Origin of the sequence: Cryobacterium sp. N21, from assembly GCF_002929575.1 — a bacterium.
Classification (GTDB): domain Bacteria; phylum Actinomycetota; class Actinomycetes; order Actinomycetales; family Microbacteriaceae; genus Cryobacterium; species Cryobacterium flavum.
In genome coordinates, this window is sequence record NZ_PJJQ01000035.1 from 1 (window position 1) to 22,706 (window position 22,706).

Sequence of the window (22,706 nt, forward strand, 5' to 3'; positions counted from 1 at the left end):
CACGCTGTTGAGTTCTCAAGGATCGGACACACCCGACTTCAGGCCCTGTTCTGGGCTGTCGCTCCGGGGCAACTTGTCTAAGTTACCCACCCAGCCAGTCGCTGTCAAATCGGCCAAACCGGGCAGTTTGCGGCACGCAAAGCACACCAAAACGCTCAGAAAACCCGACTCAACCAGCAACACACACTCGATGGGAGGCTTACTATCCTAGCCCAACTTCAACGCACTTGAAACAAGCACTCTCAGCTGATCTGGCTACGATCTGGTCCCGCATGAGGCCGAAAAGCACTGCGGCTTTTCGCACCTTTGGGGTACGTATAGATACATTACGGCCACCACACCCACCCGTCAAAACGCACCCCACCCGGGCGTGTCGCACCTACCGGGCCCACCCTATGAACACGGGCCCAGTTTATAAACTGGGCCCACGGACGGGGCCTGGGCCCCGTCCGCAATACGGGCAGGGGCTAGTAGCGGTAGTGGTCCACCTTGTAGGGGCCCTCGGCGGGAACGCCGATATAGGCGGACTGCTCGGGAGTCAGCACGGTCAGCTCCACGCCGAGGGCGTCGAGGTGCAGGCGTGCCACCTTCTCGTCCAGCAGCTTGGGCAGCACGTACACGCCCACCGGGTACTTCTCCGGCGAGACGTAGAGCTCGATCTGCGCGAGCACCTGGTTGGTGAAGGAGTTACTCATCACAAACGAGGGGTGGCCGGTGGCGTTGCCGAGGTTCATCAGGCGCCCCTCCGACAGAATGAGCACACTGCGTCCGCTCGGGAGGCGCCATTCGTCGACCTGCGGCTTGATCTGCACCTTGACGGCACCCGGCAGCGACTCGAGCGTGGCCATGTCGATCTCGTTGTCGAAGTGTCCAACGTTGGCGACGATGGAGAGGTGCTTCATGCGCAGCATGTGGTCGACGCCGATGACGTTGAAGTTTCCGGTGCCACTGACGAAGATGTCGACCTGCTCGACAACGGACTCGAGGCGGGCCACCTGAAAACCGTCCATCGCGGCCTGCAGCGCATTGATCGGATCGATCTCGCTCACGATTACGCGGGCGCCCTGGCCGCGCAGAGCTTCGGCGGCGCCCTTGCCGACATCACCATATCCGGCGACGAAGACGACCTTGCCGCCGATCAGCACGTCGGTGGCGCGGTTGAGGCCGTCGGGCAGTGAGTGACGAATGCCGTACTTGTTGTCGAACTTGCTCTTGGTGACCGAGTCGTTCACGTTGATGGCCGGAAAGAGCAGTTCATTGCTCGCGGCGAGCTCGTAGAGGCGGTGCACACCGGTGGTCGTTTCTTCAGTGACGCCCATGAGGTCGGCGGCGACCAGGGTCCAGCGGTCGCTCGACTCCGCCAGGGACTTACGGAGGGCGGCGAGAATGACGCCGTATTCGTGGCTGTCACCGGCAGCATCCGCTGGTACGGCACCTGCCAACTCGAATTCGCGGCCCTTGTGCACGAGCATGGTGGCATCGCCACCGTCGTCGAGGATCATGTTCGGGCCGGTCCAGCTGGCTCCGGCGCTAGCCGCCTCGGCGCTCCAGTCGAAGATCTGCGCGGTGCACCACCAGTAGTCCTCGAGGGTTTCGCCCTTCCAGGCGAACACGGGAACGCCGGCCGGGGCATCCGTTGTGCCGGTGGGGCCAACCGCGATCGCGGCGGCGGCATCGTCTTGCGTGGAGAAGATGTTGCAGCTGGCCCAGCGCACCTGGGCGCCGAGGGCCACGAGGGTCTCGATCAGCACGGCGGTTTGCACGGTCATGTGCAGGGATCCGGCGATGCGGGCGCCAAGAAGCGGCTTGGTCTCACCGAATTCGGTGCGGAGGGCCATGAGGCCGGGCATCTCGTTCTCGGCCAGGCGCAGCTGGTGGCGCCCAGCCTCCGCGAGCGACAGATCGGCGATTTTGTAGGTGAAGGTGGAGGGCACGGTGGGTGCGGCGACAGTCATGGCACTATCTTGCCATTTCAGCCTGAATGAACTCGACATTCTTACGCTCGTTGTGCGCGTAATCGCTCGCGCTGGCCGCTACGCTCGCGCTGCCACTTCGCTGCGGCTTTCCTCGTGCTGGCCGCGGTCCGTTGGCAGAGCGGATGCCGCGGCCCGGCGCCGCGCGCCCGCTGCGGCCAGCGCCATCACGAGGAACGCCACGAGCGCGGCGGCCGCTCCGGCCCAGATCGGCGCCGTGTAGCCGAGGCCGGAGGCGATGAGGCTGCCGCCCGCTCCGGCACCGAGCGCGTTACCGAGGTTGAACGCCGCGATGTTGGCGCCGGAAGCCAGCGTGGTGGCGCCGTTTGCGTAGCGCATCACCCGCATTTGTAGGCCGGGAACGACGCCGAAGCCGAATCCGCCCATCAAAATGAGCGAGACCACGGTCGCGATCGGGTTGGCAGCGGTGAGCGCAAAGAAAACGAGCACGAGGGTCAGGGCGCCGAGGAAGGCGAGCAGGCTCGCGTCGAGGTTGCGGTCGGCGAGTTTGCCGCCGAGCGCGTTGCCAGCGAAGAGTCCGACGCCGAACACCACGAGCAGCCACGGCACCATGCTCGCCGCGAAGCCGGCCACCTCGGTGAGGGTGAACGCGATATAGGTGAAGGCTCCGAACATACCGCCGAAGCCGAGCACGGTGACCGCGATCGACAGCCACACCTGCGGCGACCGGAAGGCGCGCAGCTCCTGGCGCAGGCTCGCGGTGCCGGCGCGCGGCGGCGCCATGGCCGGCAGCAGAAAGACCAGACCAAGCAGGGCGACGACGCCGATCGCGGTGATCGCCCAGAAGGTGGAGCGCCAGCCGAAGGCCTGGCCGAGCAGGGTACCGAACGGCACACCGAGCACATTGGCGGCGGTGAGCCCGGTGAACATGATCGCGATCGCGCCGGCCTTCTTGTTCTCGGGAACGAGGCTGGCCGCGACGACGGCGCCGATTCCGAAGAAGGCACCGTGGCAGAGGGCGGCGATGATGCGGCCGCTGAGCATGATTCCGTAGGTGGGGGCGATGGCCGAGAGCAGGTTGCCGACGATGAAGAGCACCATGAGCGCCACGAGTACGCGTTTGCGGGAGAACCGATTGACGGCGGCGGTGAGGCCGAGCGCGCCGACGACCACGCTGAGCGCGTAGCCGGAGATGAGCCAGCCCGCCACGGCCGGGGTCACCGCGAAGTCGGCGGCAACTTCGGGCAGCAGGCCCATGATGACGAATTCGGTGAGGCCGATTCCGAAGCCACCAAGGGCGAGGGCGATCAGGCTGATGGGCATGGCGAAACTCCTTGAACGAGACGGATGAGCGCCAACTCTGGTGGGACACAGATTGACCACCTACGCTGGTAATTGCACGCGCTGGTAGTTGCAGCCAACACTTGTTGCAGGCGCGCTACAAATACTTGCACACGCTAGCTATCCGCGCAAGCAACCATCGTGAACACCGGAGGATCCATGGGTATTGCAGACGACGCCGTCGAGGTGCGCGCCCAGGGCTGGCGTACCCTGGCATCCCTGCACGCGGCCATTGACACCGAACTCGAGCGAGCGCTCCAGGGCGCGGTCGAACTGTCGGTCGTGGAGTACACCGTGCTCGACGCGCTCGGCCGCCAACACGGCTGGCACATGCGCATGCAGCAACTCGCTGGCGCGACCGCCCTGTCGAGCAGCGCGACCACCCGCCTGGTCAACCGCCTCGAAGAGCGGATGCTGCTCACCCGCGTTCTCTGCGCCGACGACCGGCGCGGCATCTACACCGAACTCACCGCGGCCGGGCACGCCCTGCACGATCGGGCCCGCCCGGTGCACGATGCGGCACTCGAGCGGGCGCTGGCATCCGCTCGGCTGGCGCCGGAACTGGCCGGTCTCGTCGACGCGATCGCCGGCTAGCCCGGTCCGAACGGCTCGGCACGTCGCACTATGCCGCGCTCAAGCGAGCACTGCCATCCGCTCGGCTGGCACCGGCACTGGCCGGTCTCGTCAAAGCTATCGCCGCCTAGCCTGGTCCGAACGGTTCAGCAGCGTTCCCCCGGGCCGCGTCAGCGCGTTGGTCGGAGGCCGGGCCGTGCCACCGATGCTAGCGGGGAGAGTCGGGGTCGTCGGCCACGAAGCGGTGCTTCATGAGCTGCCAGCCCTGGGGCGCGCTCGTGCGCTCGGCGTGACGCGAGCACAGGTCAAAACTGTGCGGTTCTTTGCGGCCGGACAGCGGGCCGAGCACAGCCAGGGACTCCCCATAGTCAAAGGTGAGCGTGGCCACCGAGGGTTCGAGGCAGGCAACGCGAGAACACGGGCGGAATGTCATTGCCTATAAGGGTAGCCGCTCCCAGCCCGCCGTAGGATGGCAGCATGTCCCGATCCCGTCGATCCGCTTCGCCCGAACCGACCGTGCGCGGCCGCGGGCGTGACCGGCACGGCCGCGGCATCCGTAGTTCGGCGACCGGCCCGTTTCTGCCGCCGCTGCGCACCCGCATCGACCTGTTCGACATGACGATCGCCTCGACGATCGAGTATTTGCGCGGCGTCTGGCCCGAAGAATTGGGCAAGTCGGTTTTTGAGGTGGCCGCCGGACCGCCCTCGGTCATCCCCGGTGTCGGGGTCGAGCGCTGGATGGTCACGCCGGAGACGAATCGCGTGGTGTTCTACCGCCTGCCGATTCAGCGGCTGTCGCGCCTGCACGAGAACGACGAGATGCACCAGCGCATGATGATCGAGACCTGCGTGTTTCGCGGCGTCGCCGAACTCCTCGGCAAAGACCCCTGGGATCTCGCGCCGGATCGCTTCCGCCACTTCTAGACCACCGGGCGTGCTTTCGGCGAGCGCCGCCACAGAGAAGCGTCGGCCACTGGGCGTCGCGGCATGTGTTTGAAAAGTTGGCAGGTGTTCAAACCAGTGCCAACTTCCCCAATATGTGCCACGCGCAGAATGCGGGCGGGGCGGGCATTCGCAGGGCGGCAACCCCGCGATCCCTTTCTGCGACTGGGATCGCGGCGCTATTAGCGCGCGCGCTTGTCTGAACGTTTGCTGAATTGAGTAACAGAACGGTAACGGATTGGGGTAATTCCAAACCATTTCGGAGGTGGAACCGAACACCATGCAGACCCCAACACCACCTGCTCGAACTACAGAAAAGGATTTATCCCATGCGTACATTCACCAAGGCCACCATCGGTTTCGCATCTGCTGGAATTCTCATCGCCGGCCTCGCCGGCTGCTCGACGACCGGCACCACGACCACCCCGGCGCCTGCCGCCAGCTCGTCCAGCTCGGCCGAAGCCACCCCGACGCCGCTCGCCTCGATCCCCAGCCTCTCCGGTGTTGACACCGCGGTGCTACTCGACGCCAACTTCGCCGCTGCCCTGACGAGCCTCGGCCTCACCGCCGGAACCGTCGGAACGGCCACCCTCGAAGACGGCAGCCTGCACTTCCCGATCACCGGCGGCAACGTGGACTACTACGACCCGGCCGAAAGCTACCGCCCGTTCGTTCAGGGCTCCATTCAGCACGAGGGTTCCGGCTTCTCGCTGACCGCCGGCGACACCGTCGTCGAGCTGACCAACTTCACCATCGACCCGGGCACCTCGGAGCTCTTCGGTGACGTCTCGGTCAACGGCGCATCCGCCGCGACCCAGGTTCTCCTCTTCAACCTCTACGGCGGAACCCTGGAGCCCCTCAAGATGGACGGCGACAACGCCATCCTCACCGGCACCACGGTGCACATCTCCTCCGTCGCCGCCGGCCTGCTGAACGACACGTTCAAGACCGACGCCGTCGCTGACCAGCTGCTCGTTGGTATCGCGACGATCACCGCCGCCACCAAGTAGCTCTTCACAAGAGAGTCAGCGTCACAGCACGAATCGGGGCTCGCCACACGGCGGGCCTCGATTTTTGTGTGCCCGGGCGGTGTGTCGCACGTGACGTGCGCGCGCGGCGGGCTCGTGGCACGTCTTGGAGAAGTTGGCACGTGTTCAAACCAGTGCCAACTTCTCAAACGCGTGCCACGGCAGGATTAGGCGGCGGGACTGCGCGGCGGCATCCGCGCGGCGCGTCAAACGGATGCCGCCGCCCGGCTGCGCAGGTCGTCGCGCACGGTCACGGCGAGGTCGGGGTGGTCGACGAAGACCCCGTCGATGCCGCTGCCCATGACCGCTGCGAACTCGCCGCGCCAGTGGCCGAAATCGGCGGCCTGTTCACCGCGGCGATGCGGCTCAGTGAGGAAGGCGTTCTCGGGGCGCAGCGTCCAGCAGAGGATGTCCAACCCGGCCGCGTGGGCGTTCGCGACGAGAGACGAGACGACCAACTCGCCGGCGGCATCCGCCTGGATGATCAGGGATTTGTCAACGCTAATACCGTCAACGCTGAGAGCGGCGAGGCCGCTGTCGGTGAGATAGTCCGAGTAGTACGGGGCTGCGGCGCCGAGCTCGATGATTTTGTCGAGCGGCTGTCCGGTCGGGGCGATGAGAAACACGCTTTGAGCGCTGATGCCCCGGGCAGCGAGCTGCTCGAGCACGGTCGGTTCGAAGCTCTCGATGATGAGGCGCTCGTCGTCGTTGCTCCAGCCGGCCGCGCGCACCTCGGCGGCGAACAATTCGTCGAGCGGCAGGCCGATCGATTCGAAATAGGCGGCGTTCTTGATTTCCGCGACCATGCCGAGGGTGCGCCGATAGGTGTTCGAGGCCTCGTCGATGAGGTGGAACAGTTCGCTCAGCCGAAGGATCGGATACTGGTCGTCGTGCACGGCGCTCGTCGGCCGCAGGTGGGCGAGGCGTTCCCGGGCGCGCAGCGTGGCGAGTTCGGCCCAGGTGAAGTCCTCGGTGAACCAGCCGGTGAGGGTGTGGTCGGCGAATTCCTTGGTCGTGCGGCGGCCGGCGAATTCGGTGCGGGAGGCGACATCCGTTGTGGCGGAGATGTCGTTCTCGTGGCGCAGCACCAATATGCCGTCGCGGGTGGCGACAATGTCGGGCTCGACGGCGTCGGCGCCGAGCTCGAACGCGAGGTCGTAGGCGGAACGAGTGTGTTCGGGGCGGTAGCCGCTGGCTCCGCGGTGACCGATGACAAGAGGGGGCATCTGCACACCGTAACGGCGCCGGGTGACGTTGATAGCCGCTCAGGTGAACACCCGCTGAAGTTTCGACGCGGTGCAGGCGAACGACTCGCGAAGAGTGCGCGCAAACAATCAAATTGGCCGATCAGCGCCACGGGCGCTCCCTAACCTGACAGAGTCCACTGCTTGGCCGACGGTATTTTTCAGGGAGATTTCAGCGTATGCCCACCATCGAGGACCTGCACCGCAGCACCGATTCAGCGGTGGCGGTATCGGTTTCGACCGGCGTTGTGTCGCCCGTGATGCCCCGTACTTTCACGCCGCGTAAGAAGAAAAAGCCGTGGAAATCGTGGCTGCTGTTTCTGCTGTTCGCCGGGCCGAATGTGGCGCTGCTCATCGTCTTCACCTACAAACCGCTGCTGCAGTCGCTCTATTACTCGACGCTGCAGTGGAACCTCGGCTCGGCATCGGCAATACCCGTGGGGCTCGGCAACTACGTGACCTGGTTCAACGACCCCGGCACCGTTCGCGTCGTCACGGTCACCCTGATCTTCACGATCGCGACCGTCGGCGGCGGCATGGTGATCGGCCTGTTGTTCGCGGTGCTACTCAACCGCAAACTGCACGGTCGCGGCGCGGCCCGCACCATTGTGGTCGCACCGTACGTACTCTCCGGGGTTGCGGTCGGGCTGCTCTGGCTGTTCGTGTTCGACCCGAATTTCGGCATCACCGCAGCGCTGCTCGACGCGATCGGCGTGGCCTCACCGCCCTGGTACAATGATCCGCACTGGGCGCTGGTCATGGTCATCATCGTCTACCTGTGGAAAAACGTTGGCTACGTCGCCCTCATCTACCTGGCGGCGTTGCAGTCGGTGCCGCGCGACCTGCTCGAGGCTGCCTCGCTCGACGGCGCGTCGCCGGTGCGCGCGTTTCGCAACATCGTGCTGCCGCTGCTCGGCCCGACGACCTTCTTTCTGTCGATCACCACCCTGCTGAGCTCGCTGCAGTCGTTCGACATCATTCAGGCGATGACCAAGGGCGGACCGCTCGAGGGCACCACCACGATGATGTACCAGATTTACCAGGAGGGCTTTCAGGCCGGTCGGGCGGGGTATTCTTCCGCCGTCGCGACGATTCTGTTCGCCGTGCTGCTCGTGGTCACGCTGATTCAAATGAAGTACGTCGAGAAACGAGTGCACTACTAATGGCCACGCCTAGCCGTTCAAGGACCGCGGCCGCACCGCGTCGCCGCAAGCCGCTGCAGCTCGGCGGCTACCTCGGCCTCGTGCTGGCCATCGCGATCATGATCCTGCCGCTGGCCTGGATGTTCCTGGCCGGGTTCAAGGAACGCGACGAGATCTACACCGTGCCGATCCAGTGGCTGCCTGAAGCCTATGACCTGTCCAACTATGCGGCAGCCCTGGCCGCCGTGCCGTTTGGAAATTTCTTTCTCAACAGCACCATCACCACCGTCATCGGCGCCGGCCTCAAGATGCTGCTCGGCCTGACCACCGCCTACGCGGTCGTCTTTCTGGAGTTTCCGTTCAAGAAATTCGTCTTCGGGCTGGTCATCTTTGCCCTGCTGGTTCCGCAGCAGATCGTTATGATCCCGAACTTCACCCTCGTAGCCTCGCTCGGCTGGATCAACACCTACCAGGGCATCATCGTTCCGGGGTTGGCCAGCGCGTTTGGCACCTTTCTGTTTCGTCAGCATTTTCTGACCCTGCCGATCAGTATTCTCGAAGCCGCAGCCCTCGACGGTGCGAGCCACTGGATGCGCCTCTGGCGGTTCATCGTGCCGATCAGCGCGCCGACCATCGCCGCGGTCGCCCTGGTCTCGATCGTCTCCGAGTGGAACGAATACCTCTGGCCGCTGCTCGTCGTCGACCGCTCCGACATGATGACGCTGCCGGTGGGCCTGACCCTGCTGCAGAACAACGACGGCGTCACCAACTGGGGCGTGCTGATGGCCGGCACCGTGCTGGTCACCGTGCCCGTGCTGATCGCGTTCTTTGCGCTGCAGAAACGCATCATCGCCGGACTGACCGCCGGTGGCGTGACCGGCTGATCTGCGGGCATCCGTTTTATTGAAGCGGATGCCACCCCCTTCTTTTCCGCTTGTGCCTACCCCTACAAGGAGAGTTCTATGACCGCGACACCCACGTTCACCATCAACCGCCGGCAGATTCTGAAGCTCGCCGCGGTATTCGGAGCCACCGCCACTCTCGCCGCGTGCAGCGGGCCCTCGCTCGGAGCGGGTGCCGGCGCCGCTGACGCACCGGTCACGGACTGGACGGGAGTCATTCCGGCCAAGGAGATCACCTGGTGGAGCAACCACCCGGGAACCTCGAAGCTGATCGAGGAAGAATTCATCAAGCGCTTCCAGGCCGAGAACCCCGAGATCACGGTGAACCTGGTCACGGCCGGCGCCAACTATGACGAGATCGCGCAGAAGTTCCAGGCGGCATCGGGCACCAACAGCGTGCCCGACCTCGTGCTGGCGAGCGACGTGTGGTGGTTCCGGTACATGATCAACGGCCAGATTCTGCCGCTGGACGACCTCGCCAAGCACCTCGAGTTCGACACCGCCGACTTCAACACGACGCTGTACGACGACTACACCTTCACCGGCAACCACTGGGCTATCCCCTACGCCCGCTCCACCCCGCTGTTCTACTACAACAAGGCAGTCTGGGCGAAGGCCGGGCTGCCCGACCGGGCACCGAAGACCTGGGCCGAATTTGATGAGTGGGCACCGAAGATTGCGGCCGACGGCGGCGTGATGCCGCTCGGACTCGGCAAGGGCGCATCCTGGGCGGCCTGGTGGTTCTGCAACATGCTGTGGGGCCAGGGCGGCGCCTACTCCGACGAGTGGACGATGACTCTCGACACTCCCGAAGCGATCGCAGCGGCGGACTACCTGCAGTCCCTGATCTACGACCGCAAGATCGCTACCGTGGCCGCGGTCGACCAGGTCGCCGACTTCGGTGCTGGCCTGACCGGCTGCATCATGGGCTCGACCGGCTCGCTGACCGGCATTCTGAAGGCCGCAACGTTTGACGTCGGCACCGGTTTTCTGCCGGAAGGCCCGAAAGGGCAGGCCTGCCCGACCGGCGGAACCGGCGTCGCGATCGCCTCCGACCGCACGCCGGAACAGCAGCTGGCCGCCGGCATGTTCCTGAAGTTTCTGACGAACTCCGAGAACACGGCGTACTTCTCCTCGAACACGGGCTACATGCCGGTGCGCACCTCGGCCCGCGATGGCGAGACCATGACCAAGGTCTACGCCGAGTTCCCGCAGTTTCGTACCGCCGTCGACCAGCTCGAGACGACTCGCTCGCAGGACTGGGGCCGCGTCTTCGTGCCGAACGGCGACAAGGAGCTCACCACCGCGCTCGAGAAGATCATGCTGCAGCAGGCCGCCCCGGCCGAGGCCTTCGCCGTTGCGAGCACGGCGATCGCGACCTCGTTCGACGAGAACGTGAGCGCGTACCTGTAACTCCGGGTGCAGGAGAGCGGGCTCGCCGGTTGGCGGGCCCGCTTTTGCGTCTGCCGGGGCGGCATCGGCTTGCCAGGTAGCGACTCGTGGCGAGCGCCCGATAATAGGCGGGCGAGCCGCTTTTCACGAAGCGCACCGTTCGATCGCGGCGAAACTCTTTGCGCGCCGCGTGCGGGTTCTTCAGCGCCTAATTGTGCCGCAAATGAGCCTGATCGGGGGTAATACGGAGCTGTCGGAACAGGGCTTCGGGTTTGCAGAGCAGGCCGGACCCATTGAACGCCTCATACAGCACCGCGTGCGGGTTGATCGGGCGGGAGCGCCAGAAGGCATGGGCCTCATAGCGCAGAGCACGACGGATGCGACCGGCCGCCTGCGCGAGGCGGCGACGCGGCTCCGTGAACACGGTGGCGAGCAGCCGAGCGATCATGCTCACAGCTTTGGGTAGGCGGTCGGGAGGGCAAGGCCGCGCTCGGTGAGCACGGCGCGCAGCCGGGTCGGATAGTCGGTGCTGATGCCGTCGACGCCCAGGTCGATGAGGGTGTGCATGAGCGCGGTCTCGCTGACCGTCCACGGGATCACAGGCAGTCCGGCGGCGTGCGCCGCGGCAACGAGCTCGGGCGTGACCGTCTCGAAGATCGGCGAGAGCGCGTCATACCCCTGCGCGGCAGCGGCGCGGGCGACGGATCCGTCGTAGTCGTCGATGTCGATGCCGCCCAGGTGCACGCTCGTGCCGGGCCGGCCGACTCCGAGCCAGTCGTCGTCCTGGGCGAGGGCGACGAGTCGCAGCTTAGGGGCGATGTCGCGCACGAGGTTGAGGGACGCCCAGTCGAAACTCTGCACCGTCACACGATCGGCGCGGCCCGACGCTTCGATCGATGCGACGACGGCGCGGGTGAGCGCCTTCATTTCGTCTGCGCCCGCCGGGCCGGGGGTCTCGATCTTGGTCTCGATGTTGAGTTGCACGGTGTCGGCCTGGTGAACGTCGACGAGCGCGAACACGTCGGCGAGTTCGGCAATGGTGTTTCCCGGCACATTCTGCTGCTCCGGATAGCCCGGAAGCTGCTGGTAGCCGCAATCGAGCGTCTGGATCTGTTCCAGGGTCAGCTCGCGCACCCGGCTGCCGGCGTAGGGAAATTGCGGGTCGCCGCGGAAGGCGGCATCCGTGTCGCGGCACTTGGTCGCGGTGAGCACATCGTCGTGCCAGACCACGACGGCGTCGTCGCGGGTGAGATGGGTGTCGAGTTCGAGGGTGCTGACGCCCAGCTCCAGCGAGGCGGCAAAGGCGGCGAGGCTCTCTTCGGAATGTTCGCCGCGGCCGCCGCGGTGGGATTGCAGGTCGAACTCGGCGAGTTGTGTCGCGCGGGGTGTCTGCGCGGCGGGCGCCGGCTCCCCCTGCGCGGCCACCACGGCACCGCCGACCAGGACCGTGCTGAGGGCGGCAGCCGCCGCGATGATCACAATCTTGCGCATGCGGCACTCTTTCGTGGATCGAAGCACGCCGAGAGGCGTGCATCTGCCCACGTTAAGGAGGCGAGGTGGCCGGCATCCGCTTCGCAGCGGTCAGGCGGATGAACTCTGTGTTAACACGTTGACTGCGTTACGCGCGACGGGCGGTCAGGCGGGGCGGCAGCATCTGCTTGAGCGCACCGGGGCCGGCGCGGCGCAGCGAGACGGCCACGATCACCATCACCGCGACCGCGATCGACACCTGGGTGAGCTGCGGGTTCGGCAGGAGCAACCGCAGGGTGAGCGCCATCGGCACGAGCAGCCATTCCCAGCGGCCGCTGAGCGCCACGAACGGCAGCAGCAGCAGCGCATACCAGGGGTAGCGGGGGCTGAGCACGAGCAGGGTCGCGCCGATCATAACGAGCTGACCGACCCAGGGCTGGGTCTGGTCGGTTTTGATGATGACGAAAACGGCCACGATCGCCAGAATAATGCCCGCCACGATCACAGCGGATGCCCCCGGCGCGACCAGAGACACCAGCGCGAACCGCGAGCCGTCCTGGTAGCCCTCTTCGGTGAGGTAGCCGGGCAGGTAGCCGAGCACCCCGATTCCGGTGGCGAGCACATAGGGCACGTACAGCAGAGCGAAACTCAGAACAGATGCCGCCACCATGCGCCACCCGCCCCTTTTCAGCAGCGCCGGTGCCGCCAGCACAGGAATGAGTTTGGTGCCGATTGCGATTCCGAGCATGATGCCGCCGCGCCAGACTTTTTTGCTCGAGACCAGGAACACGGCCGCGACCACGAAAATGACGCCGAGCATGTCCACGTGCGAGTTGGTGATGGCTTCGGTCGCCACGAGCGGACACCAGGCCCAAAGGGCCGCGTTTCTCTCGTTCAGGCCGCGGCGGCGCATGCCGTTCAGGAGCAGGACGGTCGTTCCGAGGCTCAGCAGCAACCCGGCGAGCTGCAGCGGCCAATATTCCGGCCCTGGTCCGGTGAGAAAGCGCACACCGGCGAAAAAAATCTCGCTGGCCGGCGGATAGATCGTGGGTACGGCCGTACGGTTCAGGGCCGAGCAGAGCAGGTCGCCATCGGTCGTGCGGGCGCGCACGATGCGTTCACCGTCGCAGATTTCCTTGCCGACGGCGTTGGTCTGGGGTGCGGGGAAGAGCCAATCTGGTCTCAGGGAATCGAGGCGGGCATCCGCTGGCGTGAAAGCGAAGGGGCTGATGCCGTTGGTTTGTACGATGCCGTCCCAGGCGTAACGGGCCGAGTCGGTACTCGTGTTGGGTGGGCCGACCATGGCGGCGCCGCCGATCAGAGCGGAACCGGCGAGGATCAGCGCAACGACCGTTTTGCCCCGGACACGGCGCAACAGCCACCAGGCCAGGCCGAAGAGCAGCCAGAGCGCGCTCGTGACCAGCACGAGCTGCACCTCGTCGCGGTCGGGGTTGAACAGGTCGAACGTGAGCACGCCGAACGCGGTGAGGGCAGCGCTGGCCACCAGCAGGGCAGCGATGATCGTTATGCGCACGGTTCAGTCTGTCTCATGGGTCGTGACTTTTCCGGGACCGTTCACCCATTCACCCGCACATCGTAAGGAATTCTTACCCTTTTTGAGCGCGGCGCGGTGGTGCAATAAAGGTATGCGGCGATTGATGTACGAGGCCCAGCGAGCGCTGGCGTCGCCGGTGCGCAATCCGCGCATGGCCACCGTGATCGGGCGGCTGCTCGGCGCCGCTTTTCTGATCTGCTTCGGCACCGGCCTGTACAGCCACTTTCTGCAGGAACCGCTCGACTGGATGCGCTTCGCGACCCGGCCCGAGTTTCTCTACCAGGTGACCCAGGGCACGCACATCATCACGGGCATCGCCTGTTTTCCGCTGCTGTTGGCCAAGCTGTACATCGTCTTTCCAAACCTGTTTGCGTATCCCCCGGTTCGCGGCATCGTGCATTTTCTGGAGCGCGCGTCGATCGCCCTGTTTGTCGGTGCCTCGCTCGTTCAGATCACGATCGGGCTGCTCAACACCTACCAGTGGTACCCGTGGCCGTTTCCGTTTCGGCAGGTGCACTTTGCGCTCGGCTGGGTGCTGATCGGGCTGCTGGTCATCCACATCGCGGTCAAGCTTCCGGTGATCACGCGGTACTGGAACAAATCTCCGTCCTCCGACGACGAGCATCTCTCCGATGCGGTGTCGGGGGACCGCGGTTCCGATGCCGAGGCCGTGCGCCTCTGGGGCACGACCCGCCCCAATGGCGTGACCGGGCGGGTGCTCGACTACATTGACGCGACGCCGCGCACTGCGTCGCGGGTCAGTCGGCGCGGGTTTCTCACCACGGTCGGTGTGGCTACGACCGCCGTCGTCGGTCTCACCGCCGGGCAGACCTTCACACCGCTGAACGCGGTCAACCTGTTCGCGCCGCGCAAGAAGGGCGTCGGCCAGCAGGGAGTTCCGGTGAACCGCACGAGCGAACAGGCCAAGGTAGCGGATGCCGCCATGGCCCCCGCGTGGAGCCTCACCCTCGCTGTCTCCGGCACCGAACGCTCGTTCACTCGGGACGAGCTGCTCGCACTGCCGCAGACGTCCGTGCAACTGCCGATCGCCTGTGTCGAGGGCTGGAGCCAGATGGCATCGTGGCGGGGTGTGCGACTGCGCGACCTCGCCGATCTGATGAACGCCGACCCTGACACGTCGTTTCGCCTGATCAGCCTCGAAGAACGCGGCAGTTTCAGCAAAACGCAGATGGGGCGCGAGTATGTGCGCGACCCGCTCACGCTCGTTGCGCTCGAGCTCAACGGAGAGACGCTCGACCTTGAGCACGGGTATCCGGCCCGCATGATCGCGCCCGGCCGGCCCGGTGTGTTGCAGACCAAGTGGCTGAGCCGAATCGAGGCGATCTGATGACTTCTCTTCAAGGCGGTCTGACACCACCGCCGGCCGGAATCGAGGCGTCGACCGGTCAACGGATGCGCAGCATCCGCTTGGTGCTGCTGGGTGTCGGCGTGCTGATGCTGGCCTGGGGCGCGTTCGTGATGTTCGACTCGGTGCGGCTGACCCGCATTCCCGGGGTGGCGCTGTGGATTGCGGCGGCGATCGTGCTGCACGATGCGATTCTGGCGCCGATCGTGTTTGCGTTCGGGATTGCGCTGCGGCGGGTCGGACGACGGGCGACCGGGACGATCATTGCGATCGTGCAGGGCGGCATTGTCGTCGGGTCTCTGGTCTCGCTCGTGGCGGTGCCACTGCTCGTGGCAAAAAACTTCGCCCCGGCCAACCCAACGGTGCTGCCGCTAAATTACGGGCTCAACCTAGGGATTTTCTGGCTCGTGCTCGCGGTGGTAACCGTGGGGCTGTCGGTGTGGGCGTTTCTGCGCGGGCGACGACCGGACGTGGCTTTTCCGGACGACTCCGGGCGCTGATGTGGGGGGCTGTTGTCGGCGGCCCGCTATTGAGGAGCGGCCGAGCCCAGCTTTGAGAACTGGGACCATGATCTAGCATGGGCCCAGTTACCGGGCCCGGGCCCGGAAAGAAGGTACGGTCAGGCGCGGGCTAGGCGGGCGAAGGAACGGCCTCCGCGGGTCCATTCGGCGACCTGCACGAGTCCAACGCGGGCCGCGCGGCGGCGCAGGGCGCTGACGCCGATCTCGGCCCAGGGGAACGCATCGCTCGTGTGTCCGGCGGCGTCGTGCAAGGTGCCCTCGTAGGCGAGGTCATGCTCGGGGTCGCGGTGCACCTCGACGACGAGCACGCCGTCGGCGCAGAGCAGCGACACACAGCGGTCGAGCAGAGCGTCGGGGTCGCCGCCGATACCGATATTGCCGTCAACGAGGAGCAGGGTCGCCCAGGTTCCCGCGAGCGGAATGTAGTCGAAGACGGAGCGCTGCAGCACGGCGAGACCGGCTGCGAGGGCGATGCGCACGGCGGTCGGCGAGACGTCGACGCCGAGGGCATCGAGTCCCTCGTCGATCGCGGCCTGGATCATGCGGCCCGGTCCACAGCCGATGTCCAGCACCGGTCCCGCGACGCCGCAGAGCAGGGAACGGTCGATTGCATCGGCTCCGGCGCTCCAGCGCCCGGCGTGCATGGTCGACACGCGCGTCGGCGTTCCCGGATCAGCATCGGCTCGATTGCCGTGCAGGTACAGCACGTTGTCATCGGATTGCAGCGCCTGGGCATACGGTTCGGATCCGCCGGACCCGAACGTGGTCGGGCGGCGAAAACGCTCGGCCGTGGCGCGGTCTCTGGCAGCGTCGTCGAGTTCCCAGTCGGCCGACTGCTCCCACAGGCGCGGCGACACGAGGGTCATGAGCGTGCCCCGTTCACGGTGGGCAATTCGGCATTCCGCAACAGAGCGGATGCCGTCACCCCCGCGAAAGCACGCGCGAACCGGGTGTGGGGGGCGCTGGAGGCGACGGTGTGGGCATCCGTTATGGTGTCGATGTCGGTGAGTGAGGGCAGCAGGCCGACGGTGAGGCCGGCCTCGTCGAGGCGTTGCAGCTGGTGGGCGCCGGTGTCGGCGCGGCTCATCGGGATGCCGCGGAGCAGCGCGCCGGTCGGGTTTTTGAGCGCGAGCGCCCAGAAACCGCCATCGTCTGCGGGGCCGAACCAGGCAACCGTTTCGTCGCCCCAGCCGGTGAAGACGGGGGCGAGCGCGGCGGCGTTGATCTGGGGGGTGTCCATGCCGAGCAGGAGCGTCGGCTCATCGAGGTGGTCGAAGATGGCGGCGAGTCGCTCATCGAGACCGCCGGAGGTCTGCGGCAGAATCTCCCAATCGGATGCCTCCGGCGGCGGGGTCACACCGTCGAACGCGAGGATGTGGCGGGTGGCGGGCAGCGCGCCGGCGACGGCGAGGGTGTCGGCGAGGCTGGCGGCGGCAAGCTGGGCAGCCTGCTCGAGGGAGAGCGGCGGGTGCAGGCGGGTCTTGACCTTGCCGGGAAGGCATTCCTTGGCGATGACGACGATAGCGGTCATGAGCGGGCCTCGTTGGTGTTTGGGTTCCTGGTGCTGCTCGCGCTGTTGGCGCTTCGGGCGTTGTTGGCACTTTGGGCGTTGTTGGCGCTGAGCAGCGCGGACATGTCCTGAATGGCAGTCAGGGTTCCGCGCACGGTTCCGGTTACCTTGCTGCGGCCGACGCGCGGCGCGTAGCCCGTGTCCACCTCGCGGATGCGCCAATTCGCTGCGGCCGCGCCGAGAAACATCTCGAGCGGATATCCGCTGCGGCGGTCGTGCAGGTCGAGGGCGAGGAGGTGGTCGCGGCGGGCCGCTCGCATGGGGCCCAGGTCATGAATGTTCACACCTGTTATTCGGCGCAGTCGCCAGGAAAGATAGGTATTTGCTAGACGGGCATGCGGAGGCCAGGCGTTTCGGGTCGTGGGGCGACGGCGACCAAGCACGAGATCAGCCTCGTCGGCGCTGATCGGATCGACCACGAGAGGCAGGTCGCGGGGGTCCATCGAGGCGTCGGCGTCGCAGAAGGCCACGATCGGGGCGGTCGCGGCGAGGAGCCCGGCGTGGGCGGCGGCGCCGAATCCACGGCGGCGTTCGTGCACGACGTACGCGCCGAGGATGCGGGCGAGGTCGGCGGACCCGTCGATCGACCCGTTGTCGACGACGATCGCGCGGTAGCCGGCGGGCAGGCGTTCGAGGATCCACGGCAGTGCCTGCGCCTCGTTGAGGCAGGGCAACACCACATCGACCCGAATATTCATCATTCTTCGACCCTAAAGGGGAGGTCTGGGGCTTCGGGGCGAAACAGGTTACGAACCGCTGAATGTTTCTGGGCGTTTGGTGTGAAGTGGCTCAACGCACGATTGGCGGATGCCGGTGGCGGGTTGGTTGTCCGGGCCCATGTTGTGGCCCTGGGCCCAGTTTAGAAGCTGGGCCCGTGGACGAGGCCCGGGCCCCGTCCGGTTGGGCGGACGGCGTGAGGCGGGGCATCCGCTGGACCGACCGACAGGTGGGTGCGCGCGCCCCGCGCGGTATGGGGTGTGCACGCCTAGTCTGAGGGGGTGTCTCCCTCCCAATATTTTGCGCCGCCCCGAGCGGATGCCCTCGCCGGCCGTCGCGTGCTCCTGATCGAGGACGACCCGACGGTATCCGAGGTGGTCGGGCGATACCTGCGCGCCGCCGGATTCGTCGTGGATGAAACCGTGGACGGGCTTGCCGGCCTGCGCCAGGCCGAACTCGCGCAGCCCGACCTTATTGTGCTCGACCGCATGCTTCCGCTGCTCGATGGCATCGAAGTGTGTCGCCGCATCCGCGTGAACTGGGGCGCGCTTCCGGTGATCATGCTGACGGCGCTCGGCGAGGAGGAACACCGCATCGAAGGGCTCGAAGCGGGCGCGGACGACTACCTGGTGAAGCCGTTCTCTCCGCGCGAGCTGGTGCTGCGGGTGCAGTCAGTATTGCGGCGGAGCGGCACCGAATCCATTCCGGAGGGGATCCTCGACGCCGGCGAATTCTCGCTCAACCTCGCCGCACACGAGATTCGGTTGCGCGACAAGCCGCTCATGCTCACGAGCCGGGAATTCGACCTGCTCGCCTATCTGATCTGGCGGCCGTCGCGGGTGCTGACCCGCGAGGAGTTGCTGCGTTCGGTCTGGGGCTGGGAATTCGGGGACCTGTCCACCGTGACCGTGCACGTGCGGCGGTTGCGGGAGAAGGTCGAAGCCGACCCGGCGCATCCGCTGCTCGTGAATACCGTGTGGGGGGTCGGATACCGGTTCGATCCGGTGCCGCTTGGGGCCGGTTCGATGCCCGCTAACGACGCATCGAGGAGCGCGGGATGAGCGCGCCGGGCGAGGTCGTCACCACGGTGGTCTGGTATTCGAGGCTCGCGGGAGGCACCGGGGCTTGGCCGGCCCGCGGCATCCGTTTAGCGGGTGGCACACCGTGACCGCTGGCGTCTTTGCGACCGTGGCCGGCATCGCGCTCGGTTGCGCGCTGGTTGTGGGAGCACTCGCCCTGCTCACCCTGCGGCTGCTGTCGCGGGGGTCGCTCGTGATGCAGGTGGTCGTCGTCGCGTTCGCGACCGTCGTGTCGGTGGTCAGCGGAACCTCCGCGGTGGCGTCGCTCATGTACCTGTCGGAGCACGACCTGAACGTGTTCTACTCGGTAGCCGCCGTCGCCGGAATCGTGTCGCTCGTCATGGCCTCTGTTTTGGGGCGGTCGCTGGTTCGCGACAACCAGTACTTTCGGGCTGCTGCGGCAAGCATCGGTCGGGGCGAATCTGTTATATCTCCGGATCGGCATACATCGACGGAGTTCGCCTCGCTCGCCGGGGAGTTGGCCGCGACGGCCGATCGGCTGACCGAATCCCGCCAGCGGGAGGAGCGCATCGAGTCGTCGCGTCGCGAAATCGTGGCGTGGATCTCGCACGACCTGCGCACGCCCCTCGCTGGCATCCGCGCCATGGCCGAGGCCCTCGAAGACGGCATGGCTCCCGACCCACAGCGGTATTACGCGCAGATTCGCGGGCAGGTCGACCGGCTCAGCGGCATGGTCGACGACCTGTTCGAGCTGTCCAAGATCCACGCCGGGGCGCTGCAACTCAACTTTGAACGGGTGGCCCTGTATGACCTGATCAGCGACACCGTCGCAGATCTCGCGCCGGTCGCCCTCGGCAAATCGCTCGACCTGCGCTTCGAGGGTGAACGCGGTGTCACCCTCCAAGCGGATGCCCGGGAGCTCGCCCGCGCGGTCGGCAACCTGGTCATGAACGCCATTCAGTATTCTCCGGCCGACAGCGCCATCGTCGTCTCGGTCACCCGGCACGTCGACGGCAGGGCTGTGATTTCGGTTGTGGATGCGGCCGGCGGGATTCCGGAGCAGGATCTCGGTCGGGTGTTCGAGGCTGGCTGGCGAGCGAGTGAACCGCGGACCGTGTCCGCCTGGGGAACCGGCGCCGGTCAGAGCGGCGGCGCCGGGTTGGGGCTCGCGATCGTCGAGGGCATCGTGCGAGCTCATGCTGGGCAGGTGACGGTGACCAATGTGGGGAACGGATGCCGGTTTGAGATGCTGTTGCCGCAGCATCCGCTGGCCTGATCGGTCGGCAGGCCAAAGCATCTCCCGGTCTCTCTTCAGGGTTCAATCACTTCCCAGGGCATGACTCCTGCAATTTGCAGAAGGTGCCCGGAAAGTTGGCTGGAATTCCGCGCTTCCGCGCGGGGCCGCCGAGAATTTGCAGGAGTTACGCCGTTTTCGCCACTCCCACAGGTGTCTGTGGCGACCGGAATAGCCCCGTGGGCTGGGTCAGGGACACACGGCAGCACGCAGAGGGGCCGTGGCGAACTCGCGCATGCCGTCTTCGAAGGAGACCTGGGCGGACCAACCGAGTTCCGTGCGCAATCGCTCGGAGGACGCCGTAATGTGTCGCACGTCGCCGAGCCGGTACTGCCCGGTCACGATCGGGGTGAGGCCACCGGCCGCCGCGGCAAGGGCGGTCGCCATATCGCCAATGGTGTGCACGATTCCGCTGCCAACGTTGAACGGGCGGAATATTCCGGAATCGGAATGGGCCGTGAATTCCAGCGCGGAAATGTTGGCGGCGGCCACATCACGCACGTGCACGAAGTCGCGGCGCTGCCGGCCGTCTTCGTACACCCGCGGAGCCTCACCGCGCTCGATCGCCGAACGAAACAGGGAGGCGACCCCCGCGTAGGGCGTGTTCTGCGGCATGCCCGGTCCGTAGACGTTGTGGTAGCGCAGGGCGGCGACCTGCCCGCCGGTCGAGCGAGCCCAGGCCGTGGCGAGATATTCCTGACCGAGTTTGCTGCTCGCGTAGACGTTGCGCGGGTCGAGCGGGTCGGTTTCGCTCACCAGAACGGGCTCGAGCGCCTGGCCCGTCTCCGGGTCGCGCGGGTCGAAGCGCCCGGCGTCGAGGTCGCTCGCGAGGCGCGGGCCTGGCCGGGTGAAACCGTTCGGGCCGCGATAGCTGCCCTCCCCGTAGACCACCATGGATGACGCCAGAACCAGACGGCGGATGCCCCGCTCGGCCATCGCGGCCAGCAATACCGCCGTTCCCACCTCGTTGCTGTGCACGTAGTCGGGGGCGTCGGCAAAGTCGACGCCGAGTCCCACTTTGGCCGCCTGATGGCAGACCACGTCGATGTCTTCGAGGGCGCGGGCGACGGTGTCCGGGTTGGTCACGTCGCCGAGCAGGAACTCCACCCGTGGGTCCAGGCCCGCCGGGCGTGCGTTCCCGGCCCGGAAGCTGGGCCCAGATTCTCTCATGGGCCCGCTTTCCGGGCCCGGGCCCGGAAAGATAGGGGACGCGGATTCAGGCGCGGACTCAACCTCGGACCTTGGCTCGCGGTCGGCCGCGGACGCTCGCTCGGGCTCGGACACGAGTGCCGGCGCAGGCCCGTGCACGTCGGCGCGCAGTGAGTCCAGTACGCGCACCTGATAGCCGCGGGCGAGGGCGGCGTCGACGATCGCGGATCCGATGAAGCCCGCTCCGCCAGTGATCAGCAGGTGTTCGCCGGTCATGGCTGGTCCCGCTTGACGGTGCTGACGCAGCCGGCACCAGGGTGGCGCTCCGCGTTTCCCGTCGATCCGCCGGCGACCCGCTGAAACGCACCGCGCGCCGAGCGATCCATGTTCACGCCAGCGCATCCGGGTCAGACACCACGGCACGAGCGAGTACGGCGGCGACCTGGGCCGGGTCGATGAGCTCACGCGGAGCGAAGTCAGTCGGCAGAGCTCGCAGGATGCCGTCGATCGCGGCCAGAATACGCGGCTGGGCGTCGCGCAGGCGCCGGAACACGACCGAGGCGGTCACGGCATCCGTTTCGAGGGAGGTTACATCACGGGCGGCGGTCTCGGCGTCCCCGGCATCCGCTGCGAGCACCGGCGCGAGCCCGGCGTCGGCATCCGTCACGAAGGAAAGGTTCACAGTGCCCAGGTTGAGCTCCCCGGCCAGCACGATTTCGGGGTAGGCGGTCATATTGACGATGTGGGCGCCGATCGAGCGGAACCAGACTGACTCCGCCCGGGTCGAAAACCGCGGGCCCTGAATGACGACGACCGTTCCGGTGGGGGCGAAGTTCTCGCCCAGCTCTTCGAGGGCGTTCACGGCGTACCCGCGCAGCAGCGGATCGAACGGGTCGGCGGCGGAGAGATGCTGCACCGATTCCCGGTCGTAGAACGTGTCGGGACGTCCAGTCGTGCGGTCGATGAACTGGTCGGTGACCACGAGCAGCCCGGGCGCATACTCCGGCGTGACTCCCCCGACCGCCGAAGACGAAATGATCGCCCGCACGCCGATCGAGGCCAGCGCCCAGACATTCGCGCGGTAGTTGATCAGGTGCGGGGCGACGCTGTGACCGCTGCCGTGCCGGGGCAGAAACGCGACCCGGCGACCGGCTCGCAGGCCGATCGTGACGGGCGTGGTTCCGTAGGGCGTGTGTACCTGGTGCGTTACGGCGCCGGCCGGGTCGATGAGTTCGTAGAGTCCGGATCCGCCGATGACGGCAAACTCGGCACGCGCCGTCGGGTCGACCAGAGGTTCGGGCAGCGATTCGGCCGAGGGCGCAGCCAATTGGTCGGCAGTCGGGTCAAACGTCACAAGCGGCTCCCAGCGTTTAAAAGTCGAGTGTTCAGTGTGCCATCGAAACCTGCGTGCCCGCGCAGACCGCCTACGCGGTCGGGGCCCAGGCCCCGTCCACGGGCCCAGTTTATAAGCTGGGCCCAGGGACGGGGCCCGGGCCCCGACCAGAAAATGGGCGCCCGACACGGAC

Annotated in this window: 22 protein-coding genes; 10 read left to right on the forward strand and 12 right to left on the reverse strand. The window is 66.5% G+C overall.

The features are described 5' to 3' along the window. Positions 1–467 precede the first annotated feature (467 nt). A complete protein-coding gene (ahcY, locus tag CXY77_RS14375) occupies positions 468–1,955 on the reverse strand; it encodes an adenosylhomocysteinase (RefSeq protein ID WP_092341991.1) in 1,488 nt (495 codons plus the stop codon). Between the two features lie 78 nt (positions 1,956–2,033). Further along, the gene (locus CXY77_RS14380; RefSeq protein WP_104130319.1) at positions 2,034–3,257 is read right to left on the reverse strand and encodes an MFS transporter; all 1,224 of its coding nucleotides are present in this window, start codon (positions 3,255–3,257) and stop codon (positions 2,034–2,036) included. Between the two features lie 177 nt (positions 3,258–3,434). Here CXY77_RS14380 and CXY77_RS14385 point away from each other — a divergent pair, with 177 nt between their 5' ends. After that, positions 3,435–3,869 carry a MarR family winged helix-turn-helix transcriptional regulator gene (locus CXY77_RS14385; protein ID WP_092341993.1) on the forward strand — a complete coding sequence of 145 codons (435 nt, stop codon included), beginning with the start codon at positions 3,435–3,437 and terminating at the stop codon, positions 3,867–3,869. A 187-nt stretch (positions 3,870–4,056) separates the two neighbouring features. Here the strand turns inward: CXY77_RS14385 and CXY77_RS14390 are convergent, their stop codons facing one another. Further along, positions 4,057–4,281 carry a DUF3499 family protein gene (locus CXY77_RS14390; protein ID WP_092341994.1) on the reverse strand — a complete coding sequence of 75 codons (225 nt, stop codon included), beginning with the start codon at positions 4,279–4,281 and terminating at the stop codon, positions 4,057–4,059. A 44-nt stretch (positions 4,282–4,325) separates the two neighbouring features. Here CXY77_RS14390 and CXY77_RS14395 point away from each other — a divergent pair, with 44 nt between their 5' ends. Both CXY77_RS14395 and CXY77_RS14400 read left to right on the forward strand, forming a co-directional pair. Next, positions 4,326–4,772, forward strand: coding sequence for a metallopeptidase family protein (locus CXY77_RS14395; RefSeq protein WP_092341995.1), 447 nt, complete (start codon positions 4,326–4,328; stop codon positions 4,770–4,772). Between the two features lie 347 nt (positions 4,773–5,119). Next, the gene (locus tag CXY77_RS14400) at positions 5,120–5,800 is read left to right on the forward strand and encodes a hypothetical protein (RefSeq protein WP_104130320.1); all 681 of its coding nucleotides are present in this window, start codon (positions 5,120–5,122) and stop codon (positions 5,798–5,800) included. Positions 5,801–6,024: 224 nt separating this feature from the next. On the opposite strand, the gene CXY77_RS14405 is transcribed toward CXY77_RS14400, so the two are convergent. Further along, positions 6,025–7,044: a glycerophosphodiester phosphodiesterase family protein gene (locus CXY77_RS14405; protein WP_104130321.1), complete on the reverse strand. Its 1,020-nt coding sequence runs from the start codon at positions 7,042–7,044 to the stop codon at positions 6,025–6,027. Positions 7,045–7,241: 197 nt separating this feature from the next. On the opposite strand from CXY77_RS14405, the gene CXY77_RS14410 reads away from it, so the two are divergent. The 3 genes from CXY77_RS14410 to CXY77_RS14420 all read left to right on the forward strand — a co-directional run bounded on the left by CXY77_RS14410 (position 7,242) and on the right by CXY77_RS14420 (position 10,519). Further along, positions 7,242–8,225 (forward strand): carbohydrate ABC transporter permease, encoded by a 984-nt coding sequence (locus CXY77_RS14410; RefSeq protein WP_104130322.1) that lies wholly within the window; start codon positions 7,242–7,244, stop codon positions 8,223–8,225. After that, complete coding sequence (locus tag CXY77_RS14415) at positions 8,225–9,088, forward strand: carbohydrate ABC transporter permease (protein ID WP_104130323.1); 864 nt, start codon at positions 8,225–8,227, stop codon at positions 9,086–9,088. Before CXY77_RS14410 ends, CXY77_RS14415 begins: the two co-directional genes overlap by 1 nt. Positions 9,089–9,166: 78 nt before the next feature. Then, on the forward strand, positions 9,167–10,519 hold the full coding sequence (locus tag CXY77_RS14420; RefSeq protein ID WP_104088455.1) for an ABC transporter substrate-binding protein: 1,353 nt from the start codon (positions 9,167–9,169) through the stop codon (positions 10,517–10,519). Positions 10,520–10,706: 187 nt separating this feature from the next. On the opposite strand, the gene CXY77_RS14425 is transcribed toward CXY77_RS14420, so the two are convergent. The 3 genes from CXY77_RS14425 to CXY77_RS14435 form a co-directional block, all read right to left on the reverse strand. Next, positions 10,707–10,946 carry a hypothetical protein gene (locus CXY77_RS14425; protein ID WP_104130324.1) on the reverse strand — a complete coding sequence of 80 codons (240 nt, stop codon included), beginning with the start codon at positions 10,944–10,946 and terminating at the stop codon, positions 10,707–10,709. Between the two features lie 2 nt (positions 10,947–10,948). Further along, positions 10,949–11,989: a glycerophosphodiester phosphodiesterase family protein gene (locus CXY77_RS14430; RefSeq protein ID WP_104130325.1), complete on the reverse strand. Its 1,041-nt coding sequence runs from the start codon at positions 11,987–11,989 to the stop codon at positions 10,949–10,951. A 127-nt stretch (positions 11,990–12,116) separates the two neighbouring features. Beyond that, positions 12,117–13,502 (reverse strand): glycosyltransferase family 87 protein, encoded by a 1,386-nt coding sequence (locus tag CXY77_RS14435; RefSeq protein WP_233197429.1) that lies wholly within the window; start codon positions 13,500–13,502, stop codon positions 12,117–12,119. A 112-nt stretch (positions 13,503–13,614) separates the two neighbouring features. Between CXY77_RS14435 and CXY77_RS14440 the strand changes: the two genes are divergently transcribed. Further along, positions 13,615–14,871: a molybdopterin-dependent oxidoreductase gene (locus CXY77_RS14440; protein ID WP_092342003.1), complete on the forward strand. Its 1,257-nt coding sequence runs from the start codon at positions 13,615–13,617 to the stop codon at positions 14,869–14,871. Further along, positions 14,871–15,389, forward strand: a complete 519-nt coding sequence (locus CXY77_RS14445) for a hypothetical protein (protein ID WP_140425540.1) — start codon at positions 14,871–14,873, stop codon at positions 15,387–15,389. Before CXY77_RS14440 ends, CXY77_RS14445 begins: the two co-directional genes overlap by 1 nt. Positions 15,390–15,508: 119 nt before the next feature. Here the strand turns inward: CXY77_RS14445 and CXY77_RS14450 are convergent, their stop codons facing one another. The 3 genes from CXY77_RS14450 to CXY77_RS14460 are packed head-to-tail and all read right to left on the reverse strand — an operon-like array spanning position 15,509 to position 17,681. Beyond that, positions 15,509–16,276, reverse strand: coding sequence for a class I SAM-dependent methyltransferase (locus tag CXY77_RS14450; protein WP_233197430.1), 768 nt, complete (start codon positions 16,274–16,276; stop codon positions 15,509–15,511). Further along, on the reverse strand, positions 16,273–16,941 hold the full coding sequence (locus CXY77_RS14455; RefSeq protein ID WP_104130327.1) for a DUF2064 domain-containing protein: 669 nt from the start codon (positions 16,939–16,941) through the stop codon (positions 16,273–16,275). The genes CXY77_RS14450 and CXY77_RS14455 overlap by 4 nt, the downstream gene beginning before the upstream one ends. After that, entirely contained in the window at positions 16,938–17,681 is a 744-nt protein-coding gene (locus CXY77_RS14460; protein WP_104130328.1) for a glycosyltransferase family 2 protein, read from the reverse strand. Before CXY77_RS14460 ends, CXY77_RS14455 begins: the two co-directional genes overlap by 4 nt. 297 nt (positions 17,682–17,978) lie before the next feature. On the opposite strand from CXY77_RS14460, the gene CXY77_RS14465 reads away from it, so the two are divergent. Beyond that, positions 17,979–18,758, forward strand: coding sequence for a response regulator transcription factor (locus CXY77_RS14465; RefSeq protein ID WP_104130329.1), 780 nt, complete (start codon positions 17,979–17,981; stop codon positions 18,756–18,758). Between the two features lie 103 nt (positions 18,759–18,861). Further along, positions 18,862–20,013, forward strand: a complete 1,152-nt coding sequence (locus CXY77_RS14470; protein WP_233197431.1) for a sensor histidine kinase KdpD — start codon at positions 18,862–18,864, stop codon at positions 20,011–20,013. Positions 20,014–20,220: 207 nt separating this feature from the next. Here the strand turns inward: CXY77_RS14470 and CXY77_RS14475 are convergent, their stop codons facing one another. Together CXY77_RS14475 and CXY77_RS14480 are read right to left on the reverse strand one after the other, a co-directional pair. Further along, positions 20,221–21,456: an NAD(P)-dependent oxidoreductase gene (locus CXY77_RS14475; protein ID WP_104130330.1), complete on the reverse strand. Its 1,236-nt coding sequence runs from the start codon at positions 21,454–21,456 to the stop codon at positions 20,221–20,223. Between the two features lie 112 nt (positions 21,457–21,568). Further along, the gene (locus tag CXY77_RS14480; RefSeq protein ID WP_369831307.1) at positions 21,569–22,534 is read right to left on the reverse strand and encodes an MTAP family purine nucleoside phosphorylase; all 966 of its coding nucleotides are present in this window, start codon (positions 22,532–22,534) and stop codon (positions 21,569–21,571) included. Positions 22,535–22,706: the final 172 nt, after the last annotated feature.